Annotated in this window: 13 protein-coding genes; 12 read left to right on the forward strand and 1 reads right to left on the reverse strand. The window is 70.8% G+C overall.

The features are described 5' to 3' along the window. The first annotated feature begins 3 nt into the window (after positions 1–3). Genes ACIBEC_RS18870 through ACIBEC_RS18880 form a run of 3 tightly spaced genes read left to right on the forward strand, consistent with a single transcriptional unit; the run spans position 4 to position 4829 of the window. Positions 4–2451: an ATP/GTP-binding protein gene (locus ACIBEC_RS18870; RefSeq protein WP_396287991.1), complete on the forward strand. Its 2448-nt coding sequence runs from the start codon at positions 4–6 to the stop codon at positions 2449–2451. Then, positions 2448–3461, forward strand: coding sequence for a replication-relaxation family protein (locus tag ACIBEC_RS18875; protein ID WP_396287992.1), 1014 nt, complete (start codon positions 2448–2450; stop codon positions 3459–3461). The genes ACIBEC_RS18870 and ACIBEC_RS18875 overlap by 4 nt, the downstream gene beginning before the upstream one ends. 51 nt (positions 3462–3512) lie before the next feature. Next, complete coding sequence (locus ACIBEC_RS18880; RefSeq protein ID WP_396287993.1) at positions 3513–4829, forward strand: ParB N-terminal domain-containing protein; 1317 nt, start codon at positions 3513–3515, stop codon at positions 4827–4829. 13 nt (positions 4830–4842) lie between these two features. On the opposite strand, the gene ACIBEC_RS18885 is transcribed toward ACIBEC_RS18880, so the two are convergent. After that, positions 4843–5073 (reverse strand): hypothetical protein, encoded by a 231-nt coding sequence (locus ACIBEC_RS18885; protein ID WP_396287994.1) that lies wholly within the window; start codon positions 5071–5073, stop codon positions 4843–4845. A 10-nt stretch (positions 5074–5083) separates the two neighbouring features. Here ACIBEC_RS18885 and ACIBEC_RS18890 point away from each other — a divergent pair, with 10 nt between their 5' ends. The 9 genes from ACIBEC_RS18890 to ACIBEC_RS18930 all read left to right on the forward strand — a co-directional run bounded on the left by ACIBEC_RS18890 (position 5084) and on the right by ACIBEC_RS18930 (position 14742). Beyond that, complete coding sequence (locus tag ACIBEC_RS18890) at positions 5084–5938, forward strand: hypothetical protein (protein ID WP_396287995.1); 855 nt, start codon at positions 5084–5086, stop codon at positions 5936–5938. A gap of 159 nt (positions 5939–6097) precedes the next feature. After that, positions 6098–6781, forward strand: a complete 684-nt coding sequence (locus tag ACIBEC_RS18895) for an NUDIX hydrolase (RefSeq protein ID WP_396287996.1) — start codon at positions 6098–6100, stop codon at positions 6779–6781. Between the two features lie 163 nt (positions 6782–6944). After that, positions 6945–7340, forward strand: a complete 396-nt coding sequence (locus ACIBEC_RS18900; RefSeq protein ID WP_396287997.1) for a hypothetical protein — start codon at positions 6945–6947, stop codon at positions 7338–7340. Next, positions 7340–10051, forward strand: a complete 2712-nt coding sequence (locus ACIBEC_RS18905) for a hypothetical protein (RefSeq protein WP_396287998.1) — start codon at positions 7340–7342, stop codon at positions 10049–10051. Before ACIBEC_RS18900 ends, ACIBEC_RS18905 begins: the two co-directional genes overlap by 1 nt. Continuing rightward, complete coding sequence (locus ACIBEC_RS18910) at positions 10051–12306, forward strand: hypothetical protein (protein WP_396287999.1); 2256 nt, start codon at positions 10051–10053, stop codon at positions 12304–12306. The genes ACIBEC_RS18905 and ACIBEC_RS18910 overlap by 1 nt, the downstream gene beginning before the upstream one ends. Before the next feature lie 37 nt (positions 12307–12343). Then, positions 12344–12808: a hypothetical protein gene (locus ACIBEC_RS18915; RefSeq protein ID WP_396288000.1), complete on the forward strand. Its 465-nt coding sequence runs from the start codon at positions 12344–12346 to the stop codon at positions 12806–12808. A gap of 122 nt (positions 12809–12930) precedes the next feature. Beyond that, the gene (locus ACIBEC_RS18920; protein WP_396288001.1) at positions 12931–13497 is read left to right on the forward strand and encodes a helix-turn-helix domain-containing protein; all 567 of its coding nucleotides are present in this window, start codon (positions 12931–12933) and stop codon (positions 13495–13497) included. Beyond that, on the forward strand, positions 13494–13916 hold the full coding sequence (locus ACIBEC_RS18925; RefSeq protein ID WP_396288002.1) for a hypothetical protein: 423 nt from the start codon (positions 13494–13496) through the stop codon (positions 13914–13916). Before ACIBEC_RS18920 ends, ACIBEC_RS18925 begins: the two co-directional genes overlap by 4 nt. Positions 13917–14241: 325 nt before the next feature. After that, on the forward strand, positions 14242–14742 hold the full coding sequence (locus tag ACIBEC_RS18930; protein ID WP_396288003.1) for a hypothetical protein: 501 nt from the start codon (positions 14242–14244) through the stop codon (positions 14740–14742). Positions 14743–14756 lie beyond the last annotated feature (14 nt).

The raw sequence follows: 14756 nt of genomic DNA on the forward strand, positions 1-14756 counted from the left end.
ATCATGAGTAACTCGTCCGACTCCGACGCGGCCGTGAGCCTGTCCAAGGACACCGCACCGGCTGCCGAGCGCCGACTCCACGTCGCGCGCGCCGAACTGGCCCTGGCGCTGCCGGACCACCTGGCCCTGCGGGACGTCCCGCTGAAGCCCGATCCGCTCGAGGCCCTGGCCGCCGCGGTCGCCGATGTCCGCGCCTCCCTCCAGGAGCGAGCCGACCTCGTCCTGGACCTGGTCCCCGTCGCCGAGGGCAAGGTCGCCCGCAGGCGCAGCCGGCTCCTGGCCGCGGCCCGGCGCTCGCCGAACGACATGCCGGCCATCCCCGGGATGCCGCGCCAGGGTGGGGGCGGCTCCGGCTTCAGCCTTGACCGGCTGTCCTCGATCGGTTCGGAGATCGCCGCCGAGATGCGCGGCGCCCAGGCCCAGCGTCCCGCCGCGGGCAGCCGTCCCCGGCCGCAGCGCATGCTCAACGCGACCGACATGAAGGCCGCGTTGGGGAAGTTCCACCCGGGCGTCAACCCGGTCTTCGACCTTCAGCTGCTCCTGCGCACCTGCTCCACCGACCCGCACCGGCCGCGCCTTCTGCTGGACCAGCTCCTCGCGGCCCTGGAGGGCTGGGCGGGCGACAACTACCTGCGGCCCGTCGGGCTGAACCTCGGCCTCACCCGGCTGCGCGCCGACTCGGTGTTCTACCGTCAGCACTTCGACCGTCGCTTCGAGACGGGGCTCTTCGCCCCGCGCCGGCGCGGGTGGGTGACCGGCGAGGAGATCGCCGGGCTGCTGAAGCCCCCGACCAAGCACAACTCGGCGGCGAACGTGATGCGCTCCGGCGGTGTGGTCCCGCCGCCCCACCCGGGACTGCCCTCGTGGACCGGCCAGCCCGACCTGTTGCCGCTCGGCTGGGTCTCCCGGCCCGGCGGCGGCGAGCGCCTGGCCGGCATCCCGTTGCGCTACCTGCTCTTCGCTCTGTTCCTCGGCAAGGCGGGCTACGGCAAGACGGAGATGTCCCTCGTCCAGGCCATCGCGCTGGCCCACAACGGGCACGGCATCTTGTTCCTGGACCCGCATGGGGACGGCTGGCAGCGGGCCCGGCCGTACCTCGCGCACCGTGAGCTCGCGCCGCGGATCTGGGAGATCGACCTGACTTCGCCCGACATGAACGCGATGGTCGCGTCCTGGAACCCGTTGTCGATGCAGAACCGCAAAGAGGAGGACATCCCCGACATCGTCCAGTACGTGGTCACGGGTTTCTCCAGCGCGCTGAACTGGAGCGACTCGGCGGGCCGTGCCAAGACGATCCTCACCCGCTCGGTCGAGTCGCTCGTGGAGCTGTCCCTGCTGCTCGCGAAGGCCGGCAAGCCCGAGCTCGCCCCGACGATCTTCCAGATCCGCACGATCCTCACCGACGAGGAGTGGCGCGACGCCGTCGTCCCCTATCTGTCGAAGAACCTGAGGGACTTCTGGGAGAAGACCTACAAGAAGTACCCGGGCGAGGCGACGCCGGTCGTCACCAACATCATCGAGCGCCTCGACAGCAGCAACGCCGTGAAGGCGTTCCTCGGGTCGTCGCTGTCCACCTACGACATCCGCACCGCCATGGACCAGGGCAAGGTCGTCTTCATCTGCCCGTCGGGCACGGGCGACACCGACCGGATCGTGTCGTGCTTGCTGATCTACGACCTGTTCCGCGCCGGCCTGTCGCGCCGGGACATACCCGTGGCGGACCGCAAGGACTTCTACTGCTTCATCGACGAGCTCACCGCGGTCGACGGGGCCAGCAAGGGCACCTTGGCCGCGATCGCCGAGCAGCTGAGGAAGTTCCGGGTCAAGCTCTTGGCGATGACGCAGATGGCGCAGCGTCTGACGCCGACGACCAGGCAGGGGTTGCTGCAGAACCTGTCGGTGCTCTCGACGACCGCCAGCGATGTCGACGAGGCGATGCTGGTGACCCGGCGCTGGGGCAAGAAGGTCGAGCCGGACACCATCACCGCCCTGCGGCCGTACAACTACGTGATGTCGGTGACCCTCGCCGACGGGCGCACCGACCCGTTCCGGGTGCGGGGTGCCAGCGTCGAGGAGCTGTACGAGGACTACCACCGTCCCGACGATCTGCCGAAGCTGTCGGCGTCCGTCGACCAGAACCTGAGCCGGCGCCCGGTCCGGGACATCCTCGACGACCTCCGCAGGCTCGACAACCGGATCATGCGTGCCCTCGCCTCGATCCAGGTGCAGCCGGACGATGACGACGACGTGCCCCGCGGCCGCGACCAGAAGCGCGCCGCGGACAACACCGAGGCCCAGTCCGAGGACGCGCCCGAGAACGGGCGGGTTCGGATCAGCAAGGACCCGGGCACCGTGATCAGCGGCTCGACCGACGAGGAACCGCCGTACGACGAGGAAGAGCCGCCGTACGACGAGGACGACGGCCCGGCCGGCGGCTCGGTGGTCGTATGAGCATGATCACCGATGCCCCTGCTCTGGGCGTGGAGCAGCGCGCGAGCTTCCACTCCATCGGCACCCGGGTGCTCCATGTGCTGTACCAGCACCGGGTGATGTCCACCGATCAGCTGCAGCGGCTGCTGCTGCCGGCGGCGAGCGCCTCCTACCTGCGTCGTCAGCTGCGCGGCCTCCTCGCGGCCGGCCTGGTCCAGCGCATCTGGGCCAGCCACCAGCCCCAGGTGGCCGGGCAGGGGGAGCGCAAGACGCGGCGTCCTACCAAGCCGCCGTACCTGTGGTTCCTGACCGAGGAGGGCGCGCAGTCCGTGGAGGACGGCGGGGAGCTTCAGCCGCGGCCCTACCGGATCACGCCGGAGGCGGTCGCCGGTGCCCGGCAGCTGCACACCCTGGCGGTCAACGAGACGGGCATCGCCTTCGCGAGGCACGCGGCTCGGCTGGGGCACGAGTGCGGGCCGCTCGACTGGACACCGGAGGTCGCCCACCGGATCCGGGACGGGCAGCGCCGTTTCGAGGACGACCACGTCATCAGCGACGCGGTGTTGAGCTACGTGCATGTGCGGCGGGGGCAGCGGGCGATGATGACGCTGTTCCTGGAGCTGGACCGCGCCACGATGACGGCTGCCCGGCTGGCGGCCAAGGTCGCGGCGTACGGCCGGATGCACGAGTACGTGCCGCAGCACCCCGACCGGGCCCGCCGGTCGGCGGCTTCGACCAGGCCGGCGTGGCAGTACACGTACCCGGTCTTCCCTCGGCTCCTGGTGGTGCTGGACGGCAGGCCCTCCCCCACGCTGCCCTCCCGTCTCGCCGCGCGGACCGAGGACCTCTACACCCTGACCCGGGCGGATCCGCGGCTCTCGCGTCTGGCCGGCCGGCTGTCGATCGGCGTGACCACGCTGCAGCTCTTGCAGGAGCGCGGGCCGTTCGAGCCGATCTTCACGCCGCTCCTGCGCGGCACCCCCGAGCAGCGGCCTCCGCTGACCGACCTGTACCTCAAGACCGCTCAGTGAGCCGGCGCGGCCCGCACGGCTGCGCCGCCACCGCACGAAGGACACCAGCTCATGACCATCGCCACGGTGGAAGACGCGCCGCCCGAGGGCGGCAGCATGATCCAGCTGACCGAGATCCTGCACCGCAGCGCCAAGTTGAGGCAGCGCCGCTTCGAGATGCTGCCGATGCGCGGTCCGGGCAGTCCGTTCACCGAGCCCCAGGGGCGAAAGCCCGGCGACGTGACCGCCCCGGAGGAGCTGTCCGACCTCATCTCGTCGATGTCGGTCGTGGGCATGCTCGAACCCGTCCTGGCGGAAGAGATCACCGTCGCCGGCCGCGCTCCGACCATCCGCCTGGTCACCGGCGAGCGCCGCCTGCGGGCCATGCGCTGGGGTGCCCAGAACCTGCCGGACAACCCGCACTTCGCGGCGCTGGCCGCCGTCGTGTGCCCGGGTCCGCTCAGCGACGAAGAGCGGCACATGTGGCGGTTTGTGGAGAATTTCGCCCGTGAGCCTCTGCGCCCGGGCGAGCAGGCCGCTGCCCTGATGTACCAGCGGTGCGCCGTGCTGGTCGGCAAACTGCTGCGGGCTGGCAAGCCCGTCCCTGGCCACGTCTACGCCATCACCGACAGCGTCGAACGCTTCAAGGCCCTGGAGAAGATCCGCGGCACGGACCAGAGCTGCGCGGCACCCTGGACCGAGGTCCTCAGCCGCCTCGGCCTACAGCTCACCGAGCGCAAGGCCACCGAACTCGTGCGCGCCTTCCGGGAGCTGCCCAGGGAGCTGACGGAGGAGATGGACGAGGAGGCCGTCCGTCTCAACACCAGGATCAAGTTCGCGGCGCTGCGCCGCGGGCGCGAAGCCGCGGCGGCCGACATCTGGGCGGCGCTGAAGAGCAGCAGCCGACTGCACCTGCTGCCCAGTGCCGTCGACATCGGCCTGACGGCACCGGAACTCGAGCCCGACGAGGTGATCGAGGCTGCGGAGGAACGCCTGGAGCGGGCCAACGACGGCCGCCGCCGCGCGCTCACCCGCGTCCCCGAGCCCCTCAGCCCCGCTGACACGGAGACCGACGGAGCCGACGACACCCACGAGCAGATCCAGGACGCCGGGCCCGACGGCGAGGTCGAGCGCGCAGCTGTCGCCGCCGTTCCCACTCCCCCCGCGCAGGACACGCCGCCGGCTCCCCCTCCGGCCCCCGCGGCGGACTCCCACGTGGTCCGCAGCGCCCTCGACGGACTCCGCGGCCTACTGGCCGAGGTCCGCGCGGGCCGGGAAGTCCCCCGGTTCGACCGCGGGTCGCTGCGCCTGGCGCTCCGCGAGCTCGAACAGCACCTGGCCGACGCCGCCAACCCCACTCCGATCCAAGAGAGCGAGACCGCCGCATGACCGCCGTTTCCCTTCAGATGCCCCGAGTCGGCCAGCCCCTGCCCCTGCCCGGTCGCGGCTGCGACTGCCGCAGCTGCGCCTTCTGGGCCGGCCCGGACGGTCGGGGAGGCCCGGCAACCGTCGAGCCGCTCTGCTCGGGCAGCAACTCGGACTGCTCGTACTGCAGCTGCTCCGCGACCGAGGCGGGCTCGCCGGCCGGTGCGTGCGGCGGCTGCCCGATCCGCTGCGGATCACGCACGGACATCTCGCAGTGGATGTCCGATGTCGGCGGCACCCTCACCTTCGACGACATCACCATCGACGGCGCCCTGCCCGAGCTCCCGGCCTTCATCCCGATGACCGACGGCTCGAACGTCACGCAGCTGGACGCCAGCCTGCGCTGGCCCGCGTACGGGGTCGGCCTCCGCCGGGTCTTCTCCCCCGACACCCACTCGATCTACCCGCGCTTCGCCGGCAAGCAGGCCCGTGAGGTCCTCGCCCTGCGCGAGGGCCAGAAGGCGGTCCTCGTCGGCTACGGAGAGGACCCGCTGGTCGAAGCGCTCTGGACGTACCGCAAGCGGGACGGCCTGGTCGAGGAGATCGCCGCCCAGGGCTGGGACCTGGTGCTCGCCCCGAACTATTCGATCTACGGCAACTGGCCGCGGACCGAACACCTGCTCAACATGCGCCGGTGCCTTCTGATCGCCCAGGAGCTCGCCGACGCCGGCGTGCCCACCGTTCCGAACATCTACTGGTTCAGGCTGGAGGACCTCGAGCGTTACACCTCCTGGATCGAGGACGCGCCGCCGCCGGCGATCGCCGTCAACCTGCAGACCGTCAGGGAGAACTCGAACTGGGACACGTGGGCGCTGCCCGGTCTCTACTGGCTCGCGGAGAACCTGCCGGCCGACATGCCGATCATCCTCACCGGCCTGTCGCGGATCGACAGGATCGCCCAGGTGGTCGCGCTCTTCGGCAACCGACTGACCCTGGTCAGCCAGAATCCCCACCAGTACGCCTTGCACGGCGCGATCATGACCGCGAACGGCCGTGAGGATGTCCACGCCCGGCCGGGCGACGCCTTCGCTTCCACGGTCCAGTTCATGGCCTCGCTCCTGCCGCCCCGATGAGCAGCCGTCGCACGACGGCCCCGCGCGGCACCTCTATCTGCCGACCCCGGGCCAGGGCTTCCAGTACCCGGCCTCGACCGGACACGTGCCACCACGGTCCGGCCGCGAACAGGCCTCAACGCCCGGCCACCGGCACCTCCGCCGAAAGGGACACCGACGATGCACGCGTACGACGCTCTCAGGGCCGTCCGGCCCGGATGGTTCAAGAACACCCCCGGCGGAATCGACATCGAGACCTCCCCTGACGCGGTCGCCCGCGCCGGAGGCGTCATCTACCAGGACACGAGGCGGATCGTGCTCTGCGACGCCGTGACCTTCCCCGGCGGCTGGCCCGGCACCTACCTGCGCACGATGAGCGCCTCCCCCCAACCCGGCGCCGCCGTCCTCCCGGTGCTCCCCGACGGCAAGCTCGTGCTCGTCGAGCACTTCCGGCACGCCACCCGGTCCTGGCACCTGGAAGCTCCCCGCGGGTTCGGTGCGGCGGGTCTGACCTCAGCCGACACTGCGGCCAAGGAGCTGGGCGAGGAGATCGGCGCGCACGCCCCCGAGTTGCTGGCCTTCGGCCGGGTCCACCCCGACACCGGCGCCCTGGGCGACGAGGTCCGCCTCTTCGTGGCGCTGATCGCTTCGGTCGGTGCACTCGCCGCATCCGAAGGCATCCGCAAGGCGCTCACCGTGACGTTCGAGGAGGCGGAAGGGATGGTCCGCGACGGCCAGATCACCGACGGCCTGACCATCGCCCTGTTGTACCGGGCCCGGCTGCACGGCCTGACCTCCCCTGATGCTCCCCTGTACGCCCGTGCGAAGCCTGCCGGCCGGCACAGGGCGGTGGCCGGCGTGTGATCGACCGCGCCGTGCCCGCTCCCGGAGCCGCCCGCCGACCGATCCCGGTCGGCGGGCGGTCGCGCTTCCCGGGGCGGGCGGAGATTTCTCCCCGGGTCTCGGTCACACGGAGGTCGGGTTCGACACCTCTATTCCTCGAACCCGGAAAAGGAGGGCTTCCGCCATGTCGACACCCCCCGAGCCACAGCCGACGAGCATTGAATCCGACACCGAGACCACCTGGAAGCTGTGGATCCTGATGGTCTGGCACCCCGCCCTGGGGATGCCCGTCGACCCCGTCGCCGTCCTCGCGCTGGACACCGCCGAGGACGCAGAGCCGGCGCAGCACGTTGTCTGGGTGCCCCTGGTCTACGACGAGGCCAACCCCTGGCGCGAGCGGCTGGCCGAGGGAGTCTCGCCCGAGCGGATCGCCCGGTGGGAGGCCGAGGCGGGCGCATGCCAGATTGCCGCGGCCGACCTGCCCGAGGGTGCCTTGGACCTGCGGCACGCCGCTGATCTCGTCCTGGACGAGCTCCTCGGCGAGGTCATCCCCGCGCTGCCTCCGCGGACCGGTGCGTGATGGGCACCAACTCCAAGAGCAGCCACGAGTCCTACGCCATCGCGCCGGCCAGCGCTCCGGAGACCGTCGAGGGGGGTGAGGACGTCGGACTGGCCGCCGCGCCGACGGAGCCCGAGCTCAGCGACGGCCTCGTCAAGGCCACGACCGACCTGATGGTGGCCATGGACAACCTGGACGCCTTCGCCATCGGCAACGGCGTGGCGACCGGCAACTACCCGGAGCTGCCCGACGACCCGGTCGAGCGGTACGACATCTTCGCCGACCAGATCAAGGCCGCTCGGGAGGCCATCGAGCAGATGAAGGAGGAGGGCGCCTCCGAGGAGGAGGTCAAGGCGCAGCTCGACGCCCTGCGCGCGCAGTCCTTGGCCTACCTCAACGCGCTCGATCCGGAAGAGCTGCAGCAGATCGCGGCCGCCAAGGGGTTCGAACACCCGGCCCTGGTCGGCCTGTCCGGGAAGGGCCAGCACCCCCTCGTCCATTGGCTCGACCCGTACTACAACGACGACATCCCGTCCAAGCAGAAGATCCAGGCCGCCGCGCAGAAGAGGTACGAGCAGCTCGCGGCCGGGCAGACGGTCGGCGGGATGACCCTGGCCGACCTCCAGCAGATCGAGGGCACCAGCGGCGCCCCCGACGCGCCAGTCGGAACGTGGGCCGCGACGCCGGACCAGTTCCAGGCCGCGGTGGACACGTGGTCCCAGGCGAGCCATGAGGCGGCCTACGCGAAGGGGGTGCTGGACAGCGACAAGCTGAAGAACCTCCTCGACGCGGAGAAGCAGGTCCTGACCGCGCACTCGCCCGACACTGCCGACCTGGAGAAGAAGAAGAACGAGATCCAGGTGTGGACCGGCGACCCCCTCGCGGTCGCCAAGATCAACCAGTCGACCGTGATGCCGCTGGTCCAGGACGCCCTGGCGTCGGGGGAGATGTCCCTGACCGAGGCCCAGCACCTCAAGCCGGTCGAACTGGTCGGGCTGCTGCGCACGGGGACGCCCGAGGCTGAGAAGGAGGCGCTGAAGGCGACCGCTCAGGCCCGGAAGGACCAGCTCAAGGCGCTCGACAACGCCCTGGACGTCCACCAGGGCGGCAAGCAGGACATCCACACCGAGCTGACGCTGCCCGACCTGGCCAGCAGCCCCGAAGCCGCCGCCCAGGTCGCCTCCTGGGCGAAGAGCACCGGCGAGCTGCACACGCTGCAGCAGGACGCGCAGGGGTGGATCCACGAGACCCTGCAGTCTCCCGTCGACATCGGCTTCGCCAACCCCGCGCTCCTCAACACCCACCAGGTCGACCCGAAGGCGCTCACCACCGAGTTCAACGCCTGGGCGAAGAACCAGAAGGTCGGTGATCTGCGCGCGGTAGCCGGCGAGCTGGGGATGCCGGACCCGGGCAAGGCCAACCGCGCCCAGCTCCAGGGCTACATCGCCGCAAGCTTCAACCCCACGCTGGACAAGGACGCGATCAACGCGAAGGTCCAGGCGACGGTGGCCAAGAAGCAGGCAGCCGCAGCCGCCAAGGCCGCAGCCCCGCTCGCCTCCGACGAGGCGGTCAACGCCCTCAAGTCCAAGCTCGCGAGCAGCACGGGCACCACGTCCGCCCCGCCTGCGGGTCCTGCGGGCGTCGGCGGGCTGACCCAGGAGAGCAAGGTCGAGGCCGCGATCAAGATGGGCGCCAGCCCCGTGCAGGCGCAGCAACTGGCCCAGGCCGCCACGGCCGGACCGAAGAAGCCGATCCCGAAGGCCCCGAAGAAGCCGGCCGCTCCGGGATCGTTCAACGGCAAGGTCCAGGCACTGATCGCCGGCCTCCAGCAGGTCAAGGCCACCTCCCAGGACGTGCCGGCCCGAATCGACTCCGACGTCGTCGGCTCGTGGAGTTTCGGCGCCGGCACGCCCGCCAACCTCGGCGGCACCTACAGCAAGACGCTCCACTCCGCGCCGGACGGCTCCAGCTGGCTGTTCAAGGCCGACCACAACGGCGGGGTGATCGCCCACTCGGAGGCAGCCGCCTCCCACGCTCTCTCGCTCGGCGGCGTCCCCGCCGTCCCGGTATACGTCAAGAAAGTCGGCGGCAAGGTCGGCAGTGTCCAGCCGATGCTCAAGGGCGCCAGCCACTTCGCGTCAGACCCGAACAAGTGGTCGCAGCCGGACGTCGACTCGATCGTGCGCTCCCACGTCGGCTCATGGATCGTCGGTGACCACGACGGCCACCAGGCCAACGTGCTGCGGACCGCGTCGGGCGGCCTGGTACAGATCGACAGGGGGCAAGCGTTCAAGCACTGGGGCAGCGACAAGCTCTCCCTCGGCTATGCCCCCTCCGGTGGAGGGTCGTACGACCCGGTCCACCAGAAGCTCTACTCCGCGGCACTCAGCGGCGGCCTGGCCGACGGCGTCAAGGTGAACCACGCCGTCGTGCAGCCTGTGATCAAGAGCTTCGAGGCGATCCCGGACAGCCAGTGGCGCTCCATGCTGCACTCCACCGCGTACGAGGGCGCGAAGGCCGGCAGTGGCGTGCACTGGGTGCCCGCGATGCGCAAGCAGGCCGCCAAGAAGCACGGAATCGCGGCCGCGAAGGTCAGCACGGAGCAGATCGCCGAGGCGTTCCTCGACCACGCCGTCGAGCGCAAGCAGAACCTCCGCAAGGCGTTCGCGGAGTTCTTCGTCAAGGACTTGAAGATGCCGCAGGCGGCGTCGCTGAAGCACGGAGCTGAGTGATGGGCACCAACTCGAAGAGCAGCCACGAGTCCTACGCCGTCTCCCCGACGGTCTCGACCGAGGCGCCACCGGCGCCACCGAACCTCTCGGCTACCGGCCCCGAGCCAGTGAGCGAGATTGACCCGGCGCTGCTGGCGTCGATGCTGATGCCCGACTTCACCAGCGAGGTGCCGCTAGCCGAGCAGGGCGGCGTGTGGACCACCGACGGTGAGCCGGTGCTCGGCGGGCAGGCGGGCGGTGAGATGCCGCCGACCGCAGCGCCCGAGGAGCAGCAGCAACCGGAGGCCGCGGGCGCTCCCGTGGACGAGGCTGATGAACACGAGGTGCACGAGCCGGCCGAGGAGGAGGTCGCCGCCCTCACCCCCGCCGCCGAGGAGGAAGCCGAAGGCACAGCCGGAGCCGGACCCGCGTTCGAGGAGGAGACCGAGGACGAGCCGGCGGAGGAGCCGGAGGACGTCGATCCGCCGCTGACGCCCGTTCCGGACGCTCCGGTGGCCGGCGCAGCCCTCGGCACGCCGATTCTGGTCGGAGGAGAGGACTTCCTCAACTCGCAGGCGGCGCTGGTCTCCTACCTCTCCCCCGACGGGCCCCGCGAGGTGCTGCTCGCGCACGTCAGCGAGGAGGCCGAGGGCAAGCTGCTCGACGCGCTGAGCGTGTCAGGAACCAAGATGGTCGACGTCCAGGTCGAGGAGGAGACCAAGGAGCGGCTGGCGCTGGACAAGAAGGCGAAGCTCGCCGAGCTGGTAACCGCGGCGACGACCTCGGTGCAGCACAAGCTCAAGGGCGGCGGCCCGATGTCGGAGGCCTCGATCCAGAAGCACCAGAAGGCCCTCGACGCGGTGAACGCGGTACTTGCGTCGCCGAACCTGACGGACGACGAGAAGGCCATGGCCCAGTACTACCTGGACCAGGTCAACACCGTCGGAGAGAAGATCCAGAACGGCGGTGCGCCGATGGCGCACTTCGATGCGCACGGCCTGCCGGTCACCAAGACGGTGACCAAGCAGATACCGGCGCCGGCGGACGAGCCGGAGCCGGGAACGCTCACCGCGCAGCTGCGTGACGCCAGCCGCATCAAGGCCTCGCTCGACGGGGAGAGCGGTGAGTCGTCCTGGGACGGGAAGAGCCGCAGCAAGGCGAACGGGAAGGAATACGCGATCGACCTGGGCGACGGCTGGAGCGCGGTGTACCGGCCGTACGCGGCCAACGACCCGCACAGCACCGAGTTCTCGATGCGCGGCCAGCTCGAGGTCCACGCGCCCGTCGGCGCCGGTCACGGCAAGCAGCTCGTCGACCGGCTGGAGCAGCTGCACCTGGTCAACGCCCCGATGACGGCCGCCGAGGGCGAATGGACCTACCTGTCCAACAATGTGACTGCGCAGAACCTGGCGACCGCTCCCGGGATGAAGGCTGCCTTCGAGGAGGCCAAGGGGCTGGAGGACCTGCAGGTCCAGGAGATCGTGCACCAGCGCGCCGAGTCGCTGATCGGGCTGGGGGAGGACGAGCTCCACTACCAGGTCAAGCGCATCCAGCTGGAGGCCGCGCAGAAGGTCCTGCCGAAGAAGGTGAAGGTGCTCAGGGAGGCCGTCGCCAAGGCGACCGGCTTCGACAGCGGGGACGCGCTGGCGGCCAGCTCCGGGTACGACCCCACGCCGGCGACGTCCGGTGGCTGGCTGACGTGGTCCCGGTTCGACGTCACGGGCAAGACGGCGCAGATCAAGGAGGCGTACAAGGGCCGGTCGCTGACGCACAGCATCGGCAGCGGCGACATGGTGGCCCTGTTCGGCACCGGGGTGCTGGCTTCCACGGAGAAGCGCGCGGTCATGGGCATCGGCGGCGGTGTCGGCATGTCCGAGCAGGCCGACAAGTACACGGGCGGGGCGAACTCCGTCTTCCTCCGCGTCTCGAGCACCCCGGGGTCGGGCTACGGCGGCCAGCTGATCTGGGACGACCCGTCCGTCCTGATGCGCCGGTCCGACTACTACGCCTACAACGGCGACAAGTACGGGGTCAGCCCGGACAAGAAGAAGGCGTCGGGACTGACCCGCGATCCCCTGAAGATCGCCACGCACAACGCGTCCAACAACGAAATCATGTTCCGCGACGGCATCGACCTGTTGGGCAAGGAGGCGCCCAGCCGCATCGTCTGCCACTACGCGCACCAGCGCACGGCGCTGCTGGAGTCGTTCAAGGCCCGCGGCATCACCCACCTCGGCGGCAAGCCCGTCGAGGACGTCGTGAAGAGCAACCACTGAGGCCACCGGCCCACCCGTCCAGAAGGAGAATGTCCGCATGAGCACTACCTGGCAGACCCGGCTCGCTGAACTCATCGCCGGCCGTCACAGCAGCAGCGGGGATCCGGTCGACGCCGGCGCACAGCTCAGGGTGTTCGACGACGAGGGCGCCGAGGTGTTCCTGCAGGCTCTCGCCCGTCACCACCGCGTCGACGAGGACGACCCGCAGTTGATATGGATACGGCCGCTCGTCGGCGGAGCGGAGTCTGCGGACCTCGGCTACCTGTTCAACCTCAGCGCGACCCGGCGCCGGGGGCTGAGCTGGACGCAGGGCCGACTGGAGGAGAACGGCGACGTCGTACTGCTCCTGCAGTCCGGCGAAACCGCGATCGTGCAGCCGGCCGAAGGCGACCTCCTGGCCGAACTGCAGCGCTGGGACCGCTTCACCGACCGGCTCACCCGCGAGGAGGAAGCACAGCTCGACGCCCTGGACTCCGACTCGTGGTACGGGCAGTTCTCGTGACCGCGGCCACGGCAGCCGGTCGGCCCGCAGCGTCTTGGCATGATGGTCCCGCCGCCGGCAGCTCGCCGGCGGTGCTCCGCCGGCGCCCGGGCCGGCGCCGAAGGAACAAAGGGGGTGCCAGCATGCGGACCACGCGACGCGGCGTCAGCAGCTTCGACGGCCGGCTCCTGGCGCAGGCCCGCGGTCGGCGTGGATGGACCCCGAGCGAGCTGGCCTCCGAGATCGCCGTCACCGTGACGGTCCTGAACCAGTACGAGGCCGAGGAGCGCCTGCCGGACCCGGGCACGCTCTCGCGCTTGGCCGAGGTCCTCGACTGCCAGGTCGCCGACCTGTGCCGGCCGACCGTCGTGACACTGCGGGAGCTGCGAGAGCGCTCGGGCGCCAGCCAGCCGGCGGCGGCCGCGGCCGCGGGGCGCAAGCGCAGCACGTACGCGATGCTCGAGCAGGGACGCACCAAGACTTTGGCAGCGCAGGCGGCCGAGGGCCTCGCCGCGCTCTTCGGAGTGGAACGCGACGCTGTGGAGGCCGCCCATGCCGCGTCGGTGGCCGGCCAGGCGTCTCGGCCGGTGCCCCTCGTCCTGGAGGGCGCTCTTCTGGAGGGCCTAGCGGGCCACTTCGGGATGGCCACCGAGGACCTGCTCCACCTGGCGCAGCGCCTGGCGGCCGGCGAGGGTGGTGAGTCCCGGTGACCTACCACCGCGGGCACCCGCTGACCGTCGCCCGGCACGAGGCCCTGCTCAGCCGACTCCCTCCCTGCGAGGTCCAGCTGCCGGTCGACACGCGTTGGCTCCGGGGGCGCGCCGAGCTGTTCCGCCAGGCGGCGGAGCGGCCGTTCACCCTCACCTTCGACACCGCCTGGTACGCCGAGGTCACCGGTCTGGCCTTCCATCCCCACTACGTTGCCCAGGTCTACCGGGGAGAGCCCGGCGCCCGTCTGGCGACGCCGCTCATGGTGATGAACCTGAGCATGGTGGCGACGAGGGGGGACGCCGACCGCGCGCTCGCCCACGAGTGCATGCACTTGCGGGTTCCCTCCTACGGGCACAAGCGGGAGGCCTTCGCCTGCGCGCAGGAGATCTTGGACCGGGTCGGTTCGCTCGCCGCATAGCCGGCGCGGCACCCCCGCGCTCAGTGGCCTCCAGTCGGCGGAGGCCATCTGGCGTGGCCCAACTCCTGGCCGTACGGACCCGACATCGGCGGAGACCGGCGGAAAGCACAGCCCCGCATGTTGCTTAAGTCAACGAGTGTGCGTATAGTCATTGTTGTGAGGGCGGGAGAACACCTCACAGCGAAGACCACTCTGTAGGAGCCGCCTCGCGCGGCTCGCCCCTCCGCCACTCCCCCGGGCGGCGGGGCCACGAGGCCCGGACCAGGCCGCCCCTCCCAGCCGGTCCGGGCCTCGCCCCCCTTCTGCGATCCGTCGAGGAGACGACATGCCCGGAACCATCAGCCCTGATCTGGATGCGATAGAGGACGCCGCCCTCCGGGCCGCCATCGCCCGCGCGACCGGCCCGGAAAGCGGCATCCCTTCCGGCCCGGAGCCCACGATCCTGGACTCGGACTCCGAGCTGAAGGGCGTAGCCGCACTGCTCCGCCACCGGCTGGGGCTGGACAACAGCATCCGACTGAGCGTGTACGAGGACGCCAACCACCCGTTGTTCCCCGGCGCGCAGCACTACCGCGCGGGCCGCGTCCAGCTCTCGCACGGCCGACGGAGCTACTTCTTCATCGCCGCCTACGAAGCCGGGTCCGCCCGGCTGGCCTTCAGCGTGATCGCGCCGTGCTACGCCTGCCTCTCTCCGGTCCCCTCCGTCGCGATCGACTCCCTGGCGGACTTCGGTGACTTGCTCATGGCCGCCCGGGACCAGCGCGAGGCCCCGCAGTTCCGCTCCTCGCCCGTCCACCGTGCCCATTGCCCGGTGCGCGGCGACTGACCGGCTCGCCCCCG

Origin of the sequence: Kitasatospora sp. NPDC051164, from assembly GCF_044455625.1 — a bacterium.
Lineage (GTDB): Bacteria > Actinomycetota > Actinomycetes > Streptomycetales > Streptomycetaceae > Kitasatospora.

Excerpts from the sequence above, each read along its gene's own strand:
- ACIBEC_RS18870 (WP_396287991.1), top strand. The coding sequence starts at position 4 with ATGAGTAACTCGTCCGACTCCGACGCGGCCGTGAGCCTGTCCAAGGAC.
- ACIBEC_RS18875 (WP_396287992.1), top strand. The coding sequence starts at position 2,448 with ATGAGCATGATCACCGATGCCCCTGCTCTGGGCGTGGAGCAGCGCGCG.
- ACIBEC_RS18880 (WP_396287993.1), top strand. The coding sequence starts at position 3,513 with ATGACCATCGCCACGGTGGAAGACGCGCCGCCCGAGGGCGGCAGCATG.
- ACIBEC_RS18885 (WP_396287994.1), bottom strand. The coding sequence starts at position 5,073 with ATGTCCGTGCGTGATCCGCAGCGGATCGGGCAGCCGCCGCACGCACCG.
- ACIBEC_RS18890 (WP_396287995.1), top strand. The coding sequence starts at position 5,084 with ATGTCCGATGTCGGCGGCACCCTCACCTTCGACGACATCACCATCGAC.
- ACIBEC_RS18895 (WP_396287996.1), top strand. The coding sequence starts at position 6,098 with ATGCACGCGTACGACGCTCTCAGGGCCGTCCGGCCCGGATGGTTCAAG.
- ACIBEC_RS18900 (WP_396287997.1), top strand. The coding sequence starts at position 6,945 with ATGTCGACACCCCCCGAGCCACAGCCGACGAGCATTGAATCCGACACC.
- ACIBEC_RS18905 (WP_396287998.1), top strand. The coding sequence starts at position 7,340 with ATGGGCACCAACTCCAAGAGCAGCCACGAGTCCTACGCCATCGCGCCG.
- ACIBEC_RS18910 (WP_396287999.1), top strand. The coding sequence starts at position 10,051 with ATGGGCACCAACTCGAAGAGCAGCCACGAGTCCTACGCCGTCTCCCCG.
- ACIBEC_RS18915 (WP_396288000.1), top strand. The coding sequence starts at position 12,344 with ATGAGCACTACCTGGCAGACCCGGCTCGCTGAACTCATCGCCGGCCGT.
- ACIBEC_RS18920 (WP_396288001.1), top strand. The coding sequence starts at position 12,931 with ATGCGGACCACGCGACGCGGCGTCAGCAGCTTCGACGGCCGGCTCCTG.
- ACIBEC_RS18930 (WP_396288003.1), top strand. The coding sequence starts at position 14,242 with ATGCCCGGAACCATCAGCCCTGATCTGGATGCGATAGAGGACGCCGCC.